Source organism: Nocardia sp. NPDC058114 (assembly GCF_042884695.1).
Lineage (GTDB): Bacteria > Actinomycetota > Actinomycetes > Mycobacteriales > Mycobacteriaceae > Nocardia.
The window spans coordinates 666,658-682,747 of the sequence record NZ_JBHVTK010000002.1; the positions used below are offsets into that span (position 1 = coordinate 666,658).

Below are 16,090 nucleotides of genomic sequence, written 5' to 3' on the forward strand. Positions count from 1 at the left end.
ATGGACGAGCACGAGCACCAGGATCCGATCATCGACATCGATGACCTCACCCGGCAATTCACCGTCTATCGCAAGAACGGCAGCCGCTGGCGCCGACATCGCGACACCATCACCGCCGTCGACCGGATGAGTTTCCGGATCGAACGCGGCTCGGCGGTCGGCTACATCGGCGCCAACGGCGCGGGCAAGTCGACGACCATCAAGATGCTCACCGGCATCCTGGTGCCGACCACCGGAACCGTGCGTACCTGCGGCCTCGAGCCGGTGCGTCAGCGTAAGGAGCTCGCCTCGCGCATCGGCGTCGTGTTCGGGCAGCGTTCGCAGCTGTGGTGGGACCTGCCGCTGCACGAATCGTTCGCGATCCTGGCCGCGATCCATCGCCTCGATCCCGATATCGCCGACAAGCGGACCCACGAACTGGTGGAACAGCTGGAAATGGCCGACACCCTCGACACCCCTGTCCGCCAGCTCTCGCTCGGTCAGCGCATGCGCGCGGAAGTTGCGGCCGCACTGTTGCATTCGCCCGAGCTGGTGATCCTGGACGAGCCGACGATCGGCCTGGATGTGCTGTCCAAACAACGATTACGGGAGTTCCTGCGCGCCGAACGGATCGAGCGCGGCACCACGCTGCTGCTCACCACCCACGATATGGGCGATATCGAACGACTCTGTGATCGGGTGCTCGTCGTCGATTACGGCAGGCTGGTGTACGACGGTTCACTGGCCGGGCTCGGCGCCACCGTCGGCGCGCGCCGGGTGCTGGTGGTCGACCTGGCTGCTCCCGCACCGGATCTCGATGATCTGCCGTGTGGGGCACAGTTGCTGTCCAGCGAGGCGGGCGGCATGCGCCAGCGCCTGGCGTTCGACGCCGAGAAGACCACTGCCGCGGCTTTACTGGCGGCGGTGTCGGACCGGGCGCAGGTGCGCGATCTGTCGATCGAGGAACCCGATGTCGAGGACGTGGTCCGCCGGATCTACGAGTCGACCCGCTGAATTCAGCTCGGTCCGTCCGGGTTTCCCGAGTACATGCTCACCTCGCCGCCCTCCCCCAGGAAGGCGTTGACCAGCATGATCCGCTGCGCGCGCAGTTCCTCGTCGTCGGGGGCTCCGGTGGTGATCGAAATCTGCGGGATGGCAGCCCAGTTCACGACGTAGCGCTCGGGGGGTCCGTCGTCGTCGGACAGGCGCGCGAGCCGGAACACCGACACCGCACGGCGTTCCATGAGGCCGCGCACGACATCGGCGATGCGCTCCGGGTCCTCCAGGGCGAACAGGAACCCGAAGGTCAGCTCGGGCGATGAGACGTAAGCGGGCACAATTATCGAGGTTAGTGCATTCGGCGCCGAAATGATTGCCGGAAATGTGCCACCGCGGTTACCCGGGAGTGCTCGTGGGGAGACCCGGCCGTAATGGTGGATAACAATTTCCGCCGACCACCGGGTTTGTCCACCACGCTATTGCGCGTCGGCGCCGAATCGCGCTTTCCTGAAAGGGTCCCGATTTCCCCCGGGCCGTCTTCTCCACCCGCAGCGTCGCGGACTCTTGTCGACGTCCGGGCGGGGCTACGCCGGTGCCGGGGAGTGCACCCCCACACCCATCCTCCTCGGCTCTGGCGTATCCATGCACAACAGTGTTATCAGGGGGCGTGCCCATGCCGATCGATCACGGCCACCGTTTGGATGCCGCACAGCTGCCGACTCCTTCAGCGCTGTTGCGGGCCTTTCTGGAAACCGACCACCCCGACCCGGCACCGCACCGGGTTCTCGACGCCGCCCGCGGGCTCGCGAGCTGCCACGATCGCCGGCGCAGAGTGCTGGAGCAGGCACGCGACCCCGCCGCCTCGAGCAGCACCGGGGCGGCGTGCGCGCGCCTGGTCGACGACATCGACAACGACCGCGGCGCGCTGATCGCCCGCATCGACGGCTGGGTCGCCGCCCATGTGGAACACCGCGACGGCGCCTCGCTGCACACCGAGACCCTCGGCGCGGTGATCGACCGGATGGCGGCGAAATGGATCGCCGCCCAGCAGGCCATCGCGGGACCGGCCCCAACGACAACGACACCACGGCAGCGGGAGGCTCGCACCCATCTGCAGTGGTGTCGTCTTGCCGAATTGACCGACGGCTACCGGGATCTGATCACCGATGTCACCGAACACCGCAGGCGGTTGCCGGTGTGGTGAATCGTCAGGCCTTGTCGCCCGGCTCGGCGAACACGGGCGCCGAATCGAGATCGCCGTCGGTCGCGGTGTCGAGGTCGACCGGGTCGGTCTCGACATCGCGCGCCTTCGCGAACTCCGCCTCCGCCCGGTCCTGCGCCGCGTCGCGACGAGCGGCGGCCGCGGCTTCTCGCATCTCGATCGCGTCGGTGACGAACTCACCGATCTCCCGAGCGACCTCGGCGACCGTTCCGGTGATCAGAGTCGCGATCTTGCCGACCCGCTGGGCACCGGAGGACGTCAGTTCCTGGACCAGATCCTTATTGCTTTCGAATTTGCCGACCATTTACACGCCCACTTCGGTTGCCTTCCGATTACGCATAACGATAACACCGGGCTTGGGCGCCCTCTTCACGAAACGATCGGGCAGCGCGAGCTGGAAGATCTTGACCCAGACCGAACCGATCTGCTTGGAGAAACGACCGGTGTTGTAGGGCAGGCCGTACTTCTCGGCCAGCGCCTTCACCTCGGGCGCGATCTCCGGGTACCGGTTCGCCGGGATATCGGGGAACAGGTGGTGCTCGATCTGGTGCGAGAGGTTGCCCGACATGATGTGGAACAGCCGCGAGCCGTTGATGTTGGCCGAGCCGAGCATCTGGCGCACGTACCACTCACCGCGGGTCTCGACCTCGGTCTCCTCCTTGGAGAACGTCTGCACGCCCGAGGGGAAGTGACCACAGAAGATGATCGAGTAGGTCCACACATTGCGCACCAGGTTCGCGGCCGCGTTGCCTGCCAGCGTGTGCAGGAACAGCGGGCCGGTGAGCGCCGGGAACATCACGTAGTCCTTGAGGACCTGCTTGCCCGCCTTCTTGCCCTGCCCCTTGAGCAGCGGCTTGAGGTCGGACCACTTGCGCTTGCCCTTGATGATGTTGTCGGCTTCGAGGTCGTGCAGCATCACGCCCCACTCGAAGAACGTCATCAGCAGGAAGGCGTAGAGCGGGTTGCCCAGGTAGTAGGGGTTCCACTTCTGCGCCTCGTCGATCCGCAGGATGCCGTAACCGATGTCGCGGTCCATGTCGACGATGTTGGTGTAGGTGTGGTGCATGTAGTTGTGCGAGTGCTTCCACTGGTCGGCCGGGCAGACCGTGTCCCAGTCGAATTCGCGGGAGTTGATGCCGCGCTCACGCATCCAGTCGTACTGGCCGTGCATGACGTTGTGGCCGATCTCCATGTTGTCGAGGATCTTCGACACACCGAGGGCGGCGACGCCGGCCAGCCAGAACGGCGGCAGGAAGCCCAGGTACATCAGGCCGCGGCCGGCGATCTCGAAGCCGCGCTGGGTCTTGATGATGTTGTAGATGTAGTCGCGGTCGCGTTCGCCGAGATCGTCGACGACGCGGGCGCGGATCGCGTCGAGCGCGGCGCCGAGTTCTTCGACCTGCTCCGGGCTCAGGATGACCGGACCGTCTTTGCCTTCGGTGAGGATCGTCATGGCTGTATCTCCCCTTGCTGGTATTTCGGTGTCGTTCTACAGTGCGATGTCGACGTCGCCGACAGCTGTGTTGATGCAGACCTGGATCTGCTTGTCGGGCTCGGCGTCGAGTTCGCCGGTGCGGATGTTGCGGGTGCAGCCGGAGACCTTGGTCGCGGTGCAGGAGAAGCAGATCCCCATGCGGCAGCCGTATTCCGGGGTCAGGCCGGACGCTTCGGCCTGCTCGAGCAGCGTTGCTCCGGTGTTGTCGGCGGCGACGTCGCTGCCGGAGAAGGTGACGGTGCCGGTGGCCTCCGACGGATCCGACGGGACCGTGGTGAGCGTGAATTCCTCACTGAGCACCCGGTCTTGCAGACCCTCGGCCTCGAAGATCGTGTGCACCGCGCGCATCAGCGGCGGCGGCCCGCACACGAAGGTCTGCGCGTCGGCGAACCAGGGTGCCACCCGCTCGAGCTCGTCGTAGTCGAAGAATCCACTGCCGGTGGAGGTTTCACCGTCGATCACCGTGCCCGGCTCGACCGGGTAGCGGTATTCGATGCGGAAGTTGGCGCGACGCTGCGCGATCGAGGACAGCTCGGCCCGATGCGGCACCATCTCGGGCTGACGGGCGTAGTGCAGGAAGGTGACCTGCCCGGTGTATCCCTCGGCGTCGAGGGTCCGCAACATCGACAGTACCGGCGTGATCCCGCTGCCACCGCTGACCAGCAGTACCTTGTCGGGCCGACGCTCGGGCAGGTGGAACACACCGGAGGCGGGCGCCAGGTCGACGACCATGCCCGGTTTCGCGTTGGCGTGCAGGTAGTTCGAGACGAGCCCGCCCGGGTGCGCCTTGACGGTGAGCTGCAGGTAGCGCTCGCCACGACTCTCCGGGTCGATCGGCGAGTAGCAGCGGGTGTGGCGCACGCCGTTGATCGAGACGCCGATCTGCACGTACTGACCGGCGGCGTGGCCGCGCCACTGCCGCGAGGCGCGCAGGGTGAGCGTCACCGAGCCGGGCACCGCGTGGGAGACATGAGTGACCTCGGCGCGCAGCTCCCGAGCGGTGAGCCCGGGGCGGACGAGCTCCAGGTACCGGTCCAGCGGGTGCGGCGTCGTCAACGTCTGCACCAGATCGATCAGTCCCACCATGTCGTGTTGCCCCTTATTGCGAAGTACGGAGAAGTCCTGCGACGTGCGCTTCAAATTTCAGTGCACGTCTGTACACTCACCAGTGTGCCCGATGACCCCGGGCCACTGTCAACCGGCAATAATGTGAGGCGGACAACATCATGACGAAGGCCGCTATGGTGAACGGATGTATGCTCACCGATGTGACTGAGCAGGCAGGAACCCGCAACGAGCGCAAAGCGCATACCCGGGCAGCCCTGCTCGACGGCACCCTGGCCTTGGCCTCGGAGCGCGGATTCGCGGCATTGAGCCTGCGTGAGATCGCCCGTTCGGCCGGCATCGTGCCCACCGCCTTCTACCGCCACTTCGCCTCGCTCGACGACCTCGGCGCGACCATCGTCGACGAGGGCGTCACCGCGCTGCGGCTGGCATTGCGCGAGGTCAGGCGGAAACCGGACGCGCATCTGGCCGATACGGTCCGCTTCGTCTTCGAGCAGGTTCGCGCCAAACGTGCCCTGTTCGGTTTCCTCATTCGCGAGCGTCACGGCGGGCCTGCTCCGCTGCGTCAGGCGATCGCGATGGAGATGCAGCTCATCGTGCGCGAGATCGTCGCCGATCTGTCGCGCCTGCGTGCACTGGATTCGTGGAGCACCACCGAGCTGGAGATCGCCGCGGATCTACTGGTCACCACCGTGACCGACGGTATCGCTGCGTTCGTCGCGTCCACCCCCCGTGAGGAATCGGCGATCGTGGAGCGCACCGTGATGCAGATGCGCCTGATCGCGTTGGGCATCGCGGGCTGGGTACCCAAAAACGCGGACTGAACTCAGCGTACGGGCGTACACACAATTCGACGGGCGCCCCATCGGTGAGGTGTCACATATCGGCGGATACCGCGCGTGAGGGCGCACGCACCGGGAGCAGCACCAGCAGACCCGCCGCCAGCACGACCAGAAGTCCGGCGATGCCGGCGCGGTCGCTGTGGAAGGTCGAGACGAACACCCCGAACAGGGCGGGCGCCAGGAACGACACCGCCCGGCCGGTCGTGGTGTACAGACCGAACAGCTGACCTTCCCGTCCCGGCGGTGCCAGTCGCGCCAGGAACGAACGGGCCGAGGCCTGCGCGGGACCGACGAACACCGTGAGCGCGAGCCCGAAGATCCAGAACATCGTCGAGCCCGACACCATCAAAAGCGCGAGACCGCACCCGAGCATCCCGACCAGTGACGCCACGATCACCCGCTTGGGCCCGATCCGGTCGTCGAACCGCCCGGCCACGACCGCGGCCGCCCCCGCGACGACGTTCGCGGCGATCCCGAACAGCAGCACATCGGCGTCGGCGAACCCGTACACCGTCACCGCGAGCACCCCGCCGAAGGTGAACACGCCTGCCAGACCGTCCCGGAACACCGCGCTGGCCAGCAGGAAGTACACCGTGTGCCGATCCTGACCCCACAGCTCCCGCACGTCCCGGGCGAGCACCCGGTAGGAACCGAGGAAGCCGACTTTCGCGGCGCCGGGGTCGGCGCCGGTGCGCGGCATCTCGGGGACCGCGAACAGCACCGGCAGCGCGAACACCGTGAACCACACCGCCGCGAGCACGATGACGAGCCGGACATTGAGGCCCTGATCGGTGGGCATCGCGAGCAGTCCGCGGGTGTCGCCGTCCCCGGCCAGGAACCCCGCGTAGCAGATCAGCAGCAGCACGATGCCACCGAAATAGCCCATCGCCCAGCCGAATCCGGAGACCCTCCCCACCGTGGCAGGTGTCGACACCTGCCGCATCATGGCGTTGTAGGGGACGCCGGCGAGTTCGAAGGTGGCCGAGGCGAACGCGAGCAGTGCCAGGCCGAGCCAGAGATCGTGATAGTCGTCGCGCACGAAGAACATCAGCGACATCGCGCCGACCGTCAGCGCCGTCAAGGTCGCCAAGGCCCGTTTACGGGAACCGACCGCGTCGAAGTACTGCCCGCAGACCGGCGCGGTCAGCGCGACGATCAGTCCCGCCCCCGCCAGCGCCCAGCCCAGCCACGCGCTGGCCGGGGTCGTGCCCGGTAGATCCTCGCCCACCTTGTCGGTGAGATACACCGCGAAGACGAAGGTCAGCGTCACGGCCTGGAACGCCGACGATCCCCAGTCCCAGAGTCCCCACGCCAGCACCTGCCCGCGTCCGGCCGCCTCGCCGACGGTTTCGGCCGCGTTCACCTCGGTCATAAGCCGAAGAGTAACGGCGAACCGGCACCCACGCCGTCTATTACATCCGCGCCGTCAGTTCATATGAACCTGGTTGCATAGTACCCAGCGTTCCGGATACTCTCGTGCCATGGCACTGGAGCACGCGCTACTGGTCTCGCTCACCGAGCGGGCCGGGTCGGGGTATGAGCTCGCTCGCCGATTCGACAAGTCGATCGGCTACTTCTGGAGTGCCACCCACCAGCAGATCTACCGGGTGCTCAAGCGGATGGAGTCCTCCGGCTGGGTCACCGTCGAATCGGTGAACCAGCAGGGCAAACCCGACAAGAAGGTGTACTCGGTGGCTCCGGCCGGTCAGGCCGAGATCGCCCGCTGGCTCGCCGAGCCCACCGATGCCACCCCCGCCCGCGACGAACTGGGCGTGAAGATCCGCGCCGCCGCGTACGGCGACATCGATGCCGTCTGCGCCGAGGTGGAGCGCCATCGCGGCCAGCACGCCCAGCGCCTCGACGAGTACCGCCTCAGCGAAAAGAAATTCTTCCCGGTGCCGGACCAGCTCTCCGGCACCGCTCTGCACCAGTATCTGGTGCTTCGCGCGGGCATCCGCGCGGAGACCGGCTACCTCGAATGGTGCGACGAAGTACTGCAGGCCCTGCGACCGCGAAAAGGTGACGACCGCCCATGACTGCCTATCCCCATCTGTTCGAGCCACTCGACCTCGGCCACACCACGCTGCGCAACCGCGTGGTCATGGGCTCCATGCATACCGGTCTCGAGGACCGCGCCTGGGACACCAACAAACTGGCCGCCTACTTCGCCGAGCGTGCCCGCGGCGGTGTCGGCCTGATCATCACCGGCGGCTACGCCCCCAACCGCACCGGCTGGTTGCTGCCGCTCGGCGGCAAGCTCACCAACAAGACCGAGGCGTACCGGCATCGCACGATCACCAAGGCGGTGCACGCCGAGGGCGGCAAGATCGCCATCCAGATCCTGCACGCGGGGCGCTATTCCTATATGCCGACCAGCGTTTCGGCGTCGGCGATCAAGTCCGCGATCAACCCGTTCAAGCCTCGGGCGCTGTCGTCGAAGGGCGTGGAGCGCACCATCGACGACTACGCGCGCTGCGCGGGCCTGGCCAAGTTCGCCGGGTACGACGGCTGCGAGATCATGGGCGGTGAGGGTTATTTCCTCAACCAGTTCCTCGCACCGCGGGTGAACAAGCGCACCGACAAGTGGGGAGGCACCCCGGAGAACCGGCGTCGGCTGCCCGTCGAGATCGCCCGCCGCATCCGCGCCGAGGTGGGCCCCGATTTCATCATCGTGTTCCGGTTGTCGATGGCCGAGCTCGTGGAGAAGGGCCAGACCTTCGACGAAATCGTCGCCCTGGCACAGGAATTGGAGGCCGTCGGCGTCGACATCCTCAACACCGACATCGGCTGGCACGAGGCGCGGGTGCCCACCATCGTCACCTCGGTGCCGCGCGCGGCGTTCGTGGAGTTCACCGCCAAGATCGCGCGCAAGGTGAACATCCCGGTCTGCGCCTCGAACCGGATCAACATGCCCGAGGTCGCCGAGGAGATCCTGACCCGCGGTGACGCGGCGCTGATCTCCATGGCCCGCCCGCTGCTGGCCGACGCCGAATGGGCCAACAAGGCCGAGCAGGATCGGGCCGACGAGATCAACACCTGCATCGCCTGCAACCAGGCCTGCCTCGACCACGCCTTCGGCAACAAGAAGGTGTCGTGCCTGGTCAACCCGCGTGCGGGCAGCGAGACCACATTGAACTTGCTGCCGACTCGGCGCGCCAAGCGAATCGCCGTCGTCGGTGCGGGCCCGGCCGGGCTGTCGGCCGCGGTGAGTCTGGCCGAGCGCGGCCACCGCGTCGACCTGTTCGAATCCGACGACAAGATCGGTGGCCAGTTCGACATCGCCCGCCGCATCCCCGGCAAGGAGGAGTTCGACGAGTCGATCCGCTACTTCCGCCGCAAGATCGACGTCACCGGCGTCACCCTGCATCTCCAAAAGCGGGTCACGGCTGAGGAATTGATCGCGGGCAAGTACGACTCGGTGATCCTGGCGACCGGTGTGCGTCCGCGCATCCCCAACATCCCCGGGATCGATCACCCGATGGTGCTCTCCTACGCCGAACTGGTGAAGGAGGAGAAGCCGGTCGGCAAGAAGGTCGCCGTGATCGGCGCGGGCGGCATCGGCTACGACGTGAGCGAATACCTCACCGTCGAAGGACATCCCACGCTCAAGCTCGACGAGTGGAAAGAGGAGTGGGGCGTCGATTCCGAGAACGAGCAGGCGCCCGGCCAGCTCAAGGAGCCCAAGCCCTCCCCCGCGGCGCGCGACGTGGTGCTGTTGCAGCGCAAGTCGACCCCGTTCGGCAAGGACCTCGGCAAGACCTCCGGGTGGGTGCACCGCGCGGCCCTCAAGGCCAAGGGTGTCGAGCAGGTCGGCGGCGTGAACTACGACCGCATCGACGACGCGGGCCTGCACATCAGCTTCGGCGAGAAGCACGAGAACCCGCGCGTGATCGAGGTCGACAACGTGATCGTCTGCGCCGGACAGGAATCCGTGCGCGAACTCGAAGAGCCGCTGCGCGCCGCGGGTGTCGACCTGCACCTCATCGGCGGCGCCGACCTGGCCGCCGAACTGGATGCCAAGCGCGCGATCAACCAGGGCACTCGCCTGGCGGCTGTGTTGTAGGAGCGCTGGCGCGCTCGAGCGCGGCCCCTGAGGGCCGCGAGTTAGCCACCGTTGCTGGCGGCTGCGCCGCGGACGCAACGGTGGCTAACTCGCGGCCGGGCCGCTGCGCCGCTGCGCGGCGGACCCTCCTCGAGGTCGGGTCGTGCGGGGCTGGGAGTGCGGTCATGGCGGATCCGGTCATGGCGGATCCGGTCATGGCGGATCCGGTCATGGCGGATCCGGTCATGGCGGATCATGGGTGTCGTCGGGGGGCGCCGGGGTGAGTGTCGCCGGAAGTACGGTCGGCGGTGCCGGGTGCGGTCAGCGCAGGGAGGCGTCGTGAATCATGTCGCGTAGTTCGCGACCCTCTGCTGTCTCGTACCAGCGCAGGTGACCGAGAAGCCAGTCGTAGTAGGCGATTTCGGCATTGCGTGGGTCGTGGGCGATGGTCAGGAAGTAGTCGATTTCGGAGAGTTCGTAGCCGATGTGCACGAGCGGGAGCAGGTCCGGGAGCAGGCGCTGTTCGGCGACCGACAGCGGTCGAACCGATTGATATCCCTGGATCAGCGCGGTGATCTGGTCTGCTCGGACGTGTGCGGGTCCGCCGTCACGCAGCGAAACCCAGTCGATGGCGGCGCGCTCGATGGCGGTGGCGAGGTCGAAGACAGCCGTCGTCCGGTCGGCCAGGCCGAAATCGATCACCGAGGTCACCTCGTGGTCGTTCCACAGCAGGTTCGTCGCGTGCCAGTCCCCGTGCGTCCACAGTGGCGCGACGCCGGAAAGGTCGGCGTGAAACTGGGGAATGTCAGCGCGCCAGTCTCTCGCACCGAGGAATCGGGCGACCGACGGCCGTCGGGCGATGTGCCATTCGAAGGCGCACGCCACGTCATTGTGCATGCTCGCCAGCAGCGGTCGCGCGGGTCGAGCCGGTGCATCGAAATCTGCTGCGGCCGAATGCAATCGGCCGAGCATCGCCCCAGCGCTCCCCGCATCGTCACGGTCGCGATAGGGCGACCAGGAGAAGTCCGCGCGATACCGATCCTCCCCCGTCCCCACCCGATGCACCTCGTAGACGAACGCGCCTGTCGCGCCATCACGGTCTCGGCCGGACTCATCGCTCACCCAATCCCCCACGGTGGCACGCACTTCGGGCACCGGAATATCCCGAACCCGCAGGTGCCGGATGAACCGATGCTCCTCACCCAACGCCACCACATCGCGTAATCGCGCGGGCATCCGCTTCACCACGAGCCGATCCCCACCGTCCAACCGCACCCCCACCGTCGACGACAACGGCCGCGCACCCCGCCATTCGATCGCAGCGGGCGAACCGCCCCAGGTCGCGGCGACCGCGCGAGCGATCTCGTCGTCGGTGAGCGCGGGCCACGTCGGCTCGGCCAGCGGGTCGTCGCCCATCCCGAACACCTGCTCGTCTGCCATCGGTCCAGTATCGATGGCGCCCGACCATTCAGCGTCGAACCCTCTCATCGCGCTGCCACCCCGTCGATGCGGACACCGCACGGCCGTAGCCGATCCCCTAAGCTCCCCTCGTGAGCTTGCCCTCCCCCACTGCAGACAATCGTGCCGTCGTCACCGGCGCGTCCTCCGGCATCGGCACCGCGCTGGCCGCCGAACTGGCCGGGCGCGGCTATTCGCTGATCCTGGTCGCGCGCCGCGGTGAGATCCTCACCGAGCTGGCCCAGCGGTTGACCCTGGCCCACGGCATCACCGCCGAGGTCCGCGCGGTCGACCTGGCCGATCGCACCCAGCGGGCCAGCCTCGTCGACGAGCTCGCGGTTCGCGATATCGCCGTTCTCTGCAACAACGCGGGCATCGCGACGTTCGGTCCGGTCGCCGAACTCGACTTCGCCTACGAGCGGATGCAGATGGAACTCAACGCCACCGCCGTGCACGACCTGAGCCTGGCGGTGCTGCCCGGCATGATCGAGCGCAAGGCGGGCGGGATCCTGATCAGCGGTTCGGCGGCGGGCAATATGCCGATCCCCAACAACGCCACCTACGCGGCGTCGAAGGCGTTCGCGAACACCTTCTCGGAGTCGCTGCGCGGCGAGCTCAAGGGCAGCGGCGTGAACGTCACCCTGCTGGCGCCCGGTCCCGTCCGCACCGAGACCCCGGCCCCCGAAGACCAGTCGATCGTCGACAAGATGGTTCCCGACTTCCTCTGGGTGTCGTCGGAGTACACCGCGAAGGTCTCCATCGACGCGCTGGCCCGCAACAAGATGCGCATCGTCCCCGGCCTGATCAGCAAGGGCATGAGCGTGGCGGGCAATTACGGCCCCCGTTCGTTCACCGCACCGATCGCGGGCGCGTTCTACAAGAAGCTGGGCGGCTGACACCCACGTCAGCAAGTCGTCAGGAACGGTCGCCGGGTGGTCAAGGACCCGTAAAGACCGAGTTCGGCTGCCCGCGAGCGGCGTAGTCCTGGAAGTGGCCCCGCCGTCCGAGTGCGGGGGCGTCCTCCTGGAGGAGACCACCGTGACGTTGCTCGATATCTTCCCGTCCCTGCGTGCGAGTGCGGTCCCCCGACTCGACCCCGCGGTGTGGCCCGCCGACACCCACTACGACGGTGACGGCCGGATCACCCTCGGCGGCGTGGCCCTGCACGATGTCGCCGACCAGTACGGCACACCGGTGCGTGTGATCGACGAGACGGAGGTGCGGGAACGCTGCCGCGCCTACCGCAAGCACTTCCCCGACACCGAGATCGTCTACGCGGGTACCGCCCTGATGCTGCGCACAGTTGCCCGCTGGGTCGCCGAGGAGGGCCTCGCCGTGCAGGTCGGTTCGACCGGTGAACTCGAGGTGGCGCTCGCGGCGGGCATCGACCCACGCCGTATCGTCCTGCAGGGCAACGGGGCTCCCTTCGACGAGCTCCGCGCCGCGGTAGGCGCGGGGGTCGGCCGCACCGTGGTCTCCACCCTCACCGAGATCACCCTGCTCGCCTCGCTCGCGACCCGCCCACAGCAGGTGCTGTTGCGGGTGGCGCCCGGAATCGAGGTGCCGGGCAGCTCACGGTTCGGGTTCCCGCTCGGCAGCGATTCCTGCGCCACGGCCGTGGCCCGGATCATCGCGCAGCCGAAGCTGATCCTGACCGGACTGCACTGCCACCTCGGCGCACAGATCCACGACCCCGACCTGTACGGCGAGGCGATCCGCCGGATGATCGGCGAGATGGCCTGGATCCAGGCCGAACACGGCACCCTGCTGACCCATCTCGATATCGGCGGCGGGCACGCGGTGGCGATGCGCGGCGGCGATGCCGAGCTCAACCTGCGCGAACTCGCCGACATCCTCGATGACGCGCTCGACGCGGGCTGTGCGCGCCACCACTTCCCCCGCCCGGTCCTCGCGATGGAACCGGGGCGCGCGATCGTCGCGCGGGCGGGTGTCACGCTCCACCGGGTGCTCGCCGTCACCGAGGTCGCCGGCGGCAGGTGCGTGATCGTCGACGGGGATACCGCCGGGCGCGACGATGTGAGCGCGCTCGTGGTCAACCGGCATCCGGCCGGACCCCAGCTCACCGCATCGGTCGCGAGCAGGCACGGTGCCGCGGGCAGGCTCATCGCCGCCGAGGTCCGGATTCCGGCCGATCTTCGTGCCGGCGAGGTTCTCGCGGTGCCGTGCACCGGTGCCTATCACCCGTGCGCGGCCGGATATCGAACAGCGGGCAGGCCGCCGGTCGTGGCGGTTGCCCACGGCCGCACCGAGCAGCTGCTCCGTCGCGAGACGACCGCCGACCTGCTGATGCGCGAGCTCGCGCGGTGACTGGCTGATCCCGGGACTCGTGGAGTGCGGCCCGCCGATCGACGGGCCGCACTCGATCACCGGCGGCGGGTGCCGAAAATACTGCGGCTGATCTCGCGCCCGGCCGCACTCGCCGCCGACCGAAGGAAACTCTTCACCGCCGGATTCGCCATGATCCGTTCAGCGGCCGAATCCTCTTCCCGCCGGTCCGTCGAGCGCCCCGGCGCGGGGGCGGATTCGGGTACCGGCTCGGCGGCCGCCACGCTGGCGAGCAGCATCTCGTAGGCCGATTCCCGGTCGACGCTCTGCCCGTATCTGCCCTGCAGCGCGCTCGACAGTGCCTTGGACTTGATCGCCTCGTCGCCGATGGTGTCCATCAGTGAGCGCGGTGGCGCGATCTTGGTCCAGGCAACGGGCGTGGGCGCACCGGTTTCGGAGAGCACGGTGACGATCGCCTCACCGGTACCGAGCGAGGTCAGCGCCTCTTCCAGGTCGTACACCGACGACTTCGGATACGTGCGCACCGTCTTGGACAGTGCCTTCTGATCGTCGGGGGTGAAGGCGCGCAACGCGTGCTGCACGCGGGCTCCGAGCTGGGAGAGCACCGGGTTGGGGATGTCGGTGGGCAACTGGGTGCAGAAGAACACACCGACACCCTTGGACCGGATCAGCTTCACCGTCTGCTCGACCTGCTGCAGAAACGCCTTGGACGCCTCGGCGAACAGCAGATGCGCCTCGTCGAAGATGAACACGAGCTTCGGCTTGTCCACGTCACCCACCTCGGGCAACGTCTGGAACAGATCGGCGAGCACCCACATCAGGAACGTCGAGAACAGCGCGGGCCGCGCCGCCTGCTGACCGAGCTCGAACAGCGTGATCACGCCGAGCCCGCCCGCGGTGCGCAGCAGATCGGCCGGGTCGAGTTCGGGTTCGCCGAAGAACGTGTCGCCGCCGTCGGCTTCCAGATTCACCAGCGACCGCAGGATCACCCCGGCCGTCTGCGAGGACACCCCACCGATGCCCTTGAGGTCTTCCTTGCCTTCGGGACTGGTCAGGTGGGTGATCACCGCCCGCAGGTCTTTCAGGTCCAGCAGGGCGAGGCCGCGCTGATCGGCCCAGTGGAAGATCAGTCCGAGCGTCGATTCCTGGGTGTCGTTGAGGCCGAGCACCTTGCTGAGCAGGATCGGTCCGAACGAGGTGATCGTCGCCCGGATCGGCACCCCGATGCCGCCGGTGCCCAGCGATACGAACTCGGTGGGGAACGCACCGGGCGCCCAGTCGGTCGCGCCGGTCTCCGCCGCGCGCGCCCGGATCTTGTCGGTGTCGGCGCCCGGCTCGCTCAGGCCCGACAGGTCGCCCTTCACGTCGGCCATCACCACGGGAACGCCCGCGCGGGACAGATGTTCGGCGATGCCCTGCAGGGTCTTGGTCTTGCCGGTGCCGGTCGCACCGGCGACGAGACCGTGCCGGTTCATCATCCGCAGCGGAATACGCACGCGCGCACCAGGATCGGCCACGCCGTCGACCATCACCGTGCCGAGTTCCAGTGCGGGTCCGCTGAAGGCGTAGCCCTCGGCGATCTGCGCGGCCGCGCCGGATGCCGCCGGCTTCGAGGTAGATTCCTCACTCGCAGAATCGGATTCGCCGCCCTCGGCCGCCGGTCGACTGTCCGTGGCCGGTGCCGCGCTCGCCGCCGCGGCTTCCTGCTCGGCGGCCTCCGCGGCCGCCATGGCCTCGGCGGCGACCCTGGTCGCGTCTTCGGCCGCCTTGCGTGCCGCTGCCGCCTTCTCCTGTGGGGTGGTCATTCGCGCGTCCTCCGTCTGCTCACTGGCACGTACGCAAGAAATGCTCGAAACGTCTGCGGTCAATTCCAGGCAAACTGTATCCGGGCACGTCACCCGGTCGGCAAACATCCGGGGATGTCGTCGGCAAACCCGGTCCGCCTCGCCCACGCGACACACCTGCCGACCAGGTTCCCGGGCCCACCATTAGGGTGGCTCCCGTGTCAGACAAACTCCTGGTCTGGATGGATTGCGAAATGACGGGGCTCCGTCTCGACAGCGACAAGCTGATCGAGATCGCCGCGCTCGTAACCGACAGCGACCTCAACATTCTCGGTGACGGTGTCGACATCGTCATCCACGCCGACGACGCCGCCCTGGCGTGCATGCCACCGGTCGTCGCCACCATGCACGCGAAATCCGGTCTGACCGAAGAGGTTCGGCGTTCCACCGTCACTCTCGAACAGGCCCAGCAGCAGGTACTCGACTACATCCGCGAGTACGCGCCCACCGCGCGCACGGTGCCGCTGTGCGGTAACTCCATCGGCACCGATCGCGGTTTCATCGCCCGCGACATGCCGGAGCTGGACGCGCACCTGCACTACCGGATGGTCGACGTGAGCTCGATCAAGGAACTGTGCCGACGCTGGTACCCGCGCATTTACTTCGGTCAGCCGGAGAAGGGCCTGGCCCACCGCGCGCTGGCCGACATCAAGGAATCCATCCGCGAACTCGAGTACTACCGCCGCACCGCGTTCGTCCCGCTGCCCGGGCCGACCACCACGGAGATCGCCGCCGCCGCGCAGGCCGCCACCGAGGCCGTGGACGTCACCGGTTCAAGCCCTCTACCAGCGGATTAGGGCCTGGCACCAAAGTCACGCTAGTATCGACGGCGCCGGT

The 16,090-nt window shown here is 67.6% G+C and carries 15 protein-coding genes; 8 read left to right on the forward strand and 7 right to left on the reverse strand.

Annotated elements, in window-relative coordinates; translation table 11 throughout:
- Positions 1–993, forward strand: a complete 993-nt coding sequence (locus ACFVVI_RS11630; protein WP_387445212.1) for an ATP-binding cassette domain-containing protein — start codon at positions 1–3, stop codon at positions 991–993.
- A 2-nt stretch (positions 994–995) separates the two neighbouring features.
- Here ACFVVI_RS11630 and ACFVVI_RS11635 read toward each other — a convergent pair whose 3' ends face one another.
- On the reverse strand, positions 996–1,316 hold the full coding sequence (locus ACFVVI_RS11635; RefSeq protein ID WP_378629895.1) for a hypothetical protein: 321 nt from the start codon (positions 1,314–1,316) through the stop codon (positions 996–998).
- Between the two features lie 335 nt (positions 1,317–1,651).
- On the opposite strand from ACFVVI_RS11635, the gene ACFVVI_RS11640 reads away from it, so the two are divergent.
- Entirely contained in the window at positions 1,652–2,182 is a 531-nt protein-coding gene (locus ACFVVI_RS11640; protein WP_378995515.1) for a DUF4254 domain-containing protein, read from the forward strand.
- Between the two features lie 4 nt (positions 2,183–2,186).
- On the opposite strand, the gene ACFVVI_RS11645 is transcribed toward ACFVVI_RS11640, so the two are convergent.
- From ACFVVI_RS11645 to ACFVVI_RS11655, 3 genes are read right to left on the reverse strand one after another with little or no spacing between them, the layout of a single operon-like run.
- Positions 2,187–2,504, reverse strand: a complete 318-nt coding sequence (locus tag ACFVVI_RS11645; RefSeq protein WP_378995513.1) for a hypothetical protein — start codon at positions 2,502–2,504, stop codon at positions 2,187–2,189.
- The gene (locus tag ACFVVI_RS11650; RefSeq protein ID WP_378995511.1) at positions 2,505–3,653 is read right to left on the reverse strand and encodes a fatty acid desaturase family protein; all 1,149 of its coding nucleotides are present in this window, start codon (positions 3,651–3,653) and stop codon (positions 2,505–2,507) included.
- Between the two features lie 36 nt (positions 3,654–3,689).
- A complete protein-coding gene (locus ACFVVI_RS11655; RefSeq protein ID WP_378995509.1) occupies positions 3,690–4,781 on the reverse strand; it encodes a ferredoxin reductase in 1,092 nt (363 codons plus the stop codon).
- A 155-nt stretch (positions 4,782–4,936) separates the two neighbouring features.
- On the opposite strand from ACFVVI_RS11655, the gene ACFVVI_RS11660 reads away from it, so the two are divergent.
- Entirely contained in the window at positions 4,937–5,584 is a 648-nt protein-coding gene (locus tag ACFVVI_RS11660) for a TetR family transcriptional regulator (RefSeq protein ID WP_378630033.1), read from the forward strand.
- A 52-nt stretch (positions 5,585–5,636) separates the two neighbouring features.
- Here ACFVVI_RS11660 and ACFVVI_RS11665 read toward each other — a convergent pair whose 3' ends face one another.
- A complete protein-coding gene (locus ACFVVI_RS11665) occupies positions 5,637–6,974 on the reverse strand; it encodes an MFS transporter (protein ID WP_378995507.1) in 1,338 nt (445 codons plus the stop codon).
- 109 nt (positions 6,975–7,083) lie between these two features.
- Between ACFVVI_RS11665 and ACFVVI_RS11670 the strand changes: the two genes are divergently transcribed.
- A complete protein-coding gene (locus ACFVVI_RS11670; RefSeq protein ID WP_379312838.1) occupies positions 7,084–7,638 on the forward strand; it encodes a PadR family transcriptional regulator in 555 nt (184 codons plus the stop codon).
- Entirely contained in the window at positions 7,635–9,665 is a 2,031-nt protein-coding gene (locus tag ACFVVI_RS11675; RefSeq protein ID WP_378995503.1) for an FAD-dependent oxidoreductase, read from the forward strand. The genes ACFVVI_RS11670 and ACFVVI_RS11675 overlap by 4 nt, the downstream gene beginning before the upstream one ends.
- A gap of 300 nt (positions 9,666–9,965) precedes the next feature.
- Here the strand turns inward: ACFVVI_RS11675 and ACFVVI_RS11680 are convergent, their stop codons facing one another.
- Positions 9,966–11,084 carry a phosphotransferase enzyme family protein gene (locus ACFVVI_RS11680; RefSeq protein ID WP_387445214.1) on the reverse strand — a complete coding sequence of 373 codons (1,119 nt, stop codon included), beginning with the start codon at positions 11,082–11,084 and terminating at the stop codon, positions 9,966–9,968.
- 110 nt (positions 11,085–11,194) lie between these two features.
- Between ACFVVI_RS11680 and cmrA the strand changes: the two genes are divergently transcribed.
- Complete coding sequence (cmrA, locus tag ACFVVI_RS11685) at positions 11,195–11,998, forward strand: mycolate reductase (protein WP_378994513.1); 804 nt, start codon at positions 11,195–11,197, stop codon at positions 11,996–11,998.
- Positions 11,999–12,140: 142 nt separating this feature from the next.
- Complete coding sequence (locus tag ACFVVI_RS11690; protein WP_387445216.1) at positions 12,141–13,430, forward strand: diaminopimelate decarboxylase family protein; 1,290 nt, start codon at positions 12,141–12,143, stop codon at positions 13,428–13,430.
- Between the two features lie 56 nt (positions 13,431–13,486).
- On the opposite strand, the gene ACFVVI_RS11695 is transcribed toward ACFVVI_RS11690, so the two are convergent.
- A complete protein-coding gene (locus ACFVVI_RS11695; protein WP_387445218.1) occupies positions 13,487–15,214 on the reverse strand; it encodes a helicase HerA-like domain-containing protein in 1,728 nt (575 codons plus the stop codon).
- A gap of 197 nt (positions 15,215–15,411) precedes the next feature.
- Between ACFVVI_RS11695 and orn the strand changes: the two genes are divergently transcribed.
- A complete protein-coding gene (gene orn, locus ACFVVI_RS11700) occupies positions 15,412–16,050 on the forward strand; it encodes an oligoribonuclease (protein ID WP_101464057.1) in 639 nt (212 codons plus the stop codon).
- The last annotated feature ends 40 nt before the right edge of the window (positions 16,051–16,090 follow it).

What these genes read in the sequence shown, in the direction of transcription:
- ACFVVI_RS11630 (WP_387445212.1), top strand. Translation starts at nt 1, where the DNA reads ATGGACGAGCACGAGCACCAGGATCCGATCATCGACATCGATGACCTC.
- ACFVVI_RS11640 (WP_378995515.1), top strand. Translation starts at nt 1,652, where the DNA reads ATGCCGATCGATCACGGCCACCGTTTGGATGCCGCACAGCTGCCGACT.
- ACFVVI_RS11645 (WP_378995513.1), bottom strand. Translation starts at nt 2,504, where the DNA reads ATGGTCGGCAAATTCGAAAGCAATAAGGATCTGGTCCAGGAACTGACG.
- ACFVVI_RS11650 (WP_378995511.1), bottom strand. Translation starts at nt 3,653, where the DNA reads ATGACGATCCTCACCGAAGGCAAAGACGGTCCGGTCATCCTGAGCCCG.
- ACFVVI_RS11655 (WP_378995509.1), bottom strand. Translation starts at nt 4,781, where the DNA reads ATGGTGGGACTGATCGATCTGGTGCAGACGTTGACGACGCCGCACCCG.
- ACFVVI_RS11660 (WP_378630033.1), top strand. Translation starts at nt 4,937, where the DNA reads ATGGTGAACGGATGTATGCTCACCGATGTGACTGAGCAGGCAGGAACC.
- ACFVVI_RS11665 (WP_378995507.1), bottom strand. Translation starts at nt 6,974, where the DNA reads ATGACCGAGGTGAACGCGGCCGAAACCGTCGGCGAGGCGGCCGGACGC.
- ACFVVI_RS11670 (WP_379312838.1), top strand. Translation starts at nt 7,084, where the DNA reads ATGGCACTGGAGCACGCGCTACTGGTCTCGCTCACCGAGCGGGCCGGG.
- ACFVVI_RS11675 (WP_378995503.1), top strand. Translation starts at nt 7,635, where the DNA reads ATGACTGCCTATCCCCATCTGTTCGAGCCACTCGACCTCGGCCACACC.
- ACFVVI_RS11680 (WP_387445214.1), bottom strand. Translation starts at nt 11,084, where the DNA reads ATGGCAGACGAGCAGGTGTTCGGGATGGGCGACGACCCGCTGGCCGAG.
- ACFVVI_RS11695 (WP_387445218.1), bottom strand. Translation starts at nt 15,214, where the DNA reads ATGACCACCCCACAGGAGAAGGCGGCAGCGGCACGCAAGGCGGCCGAA.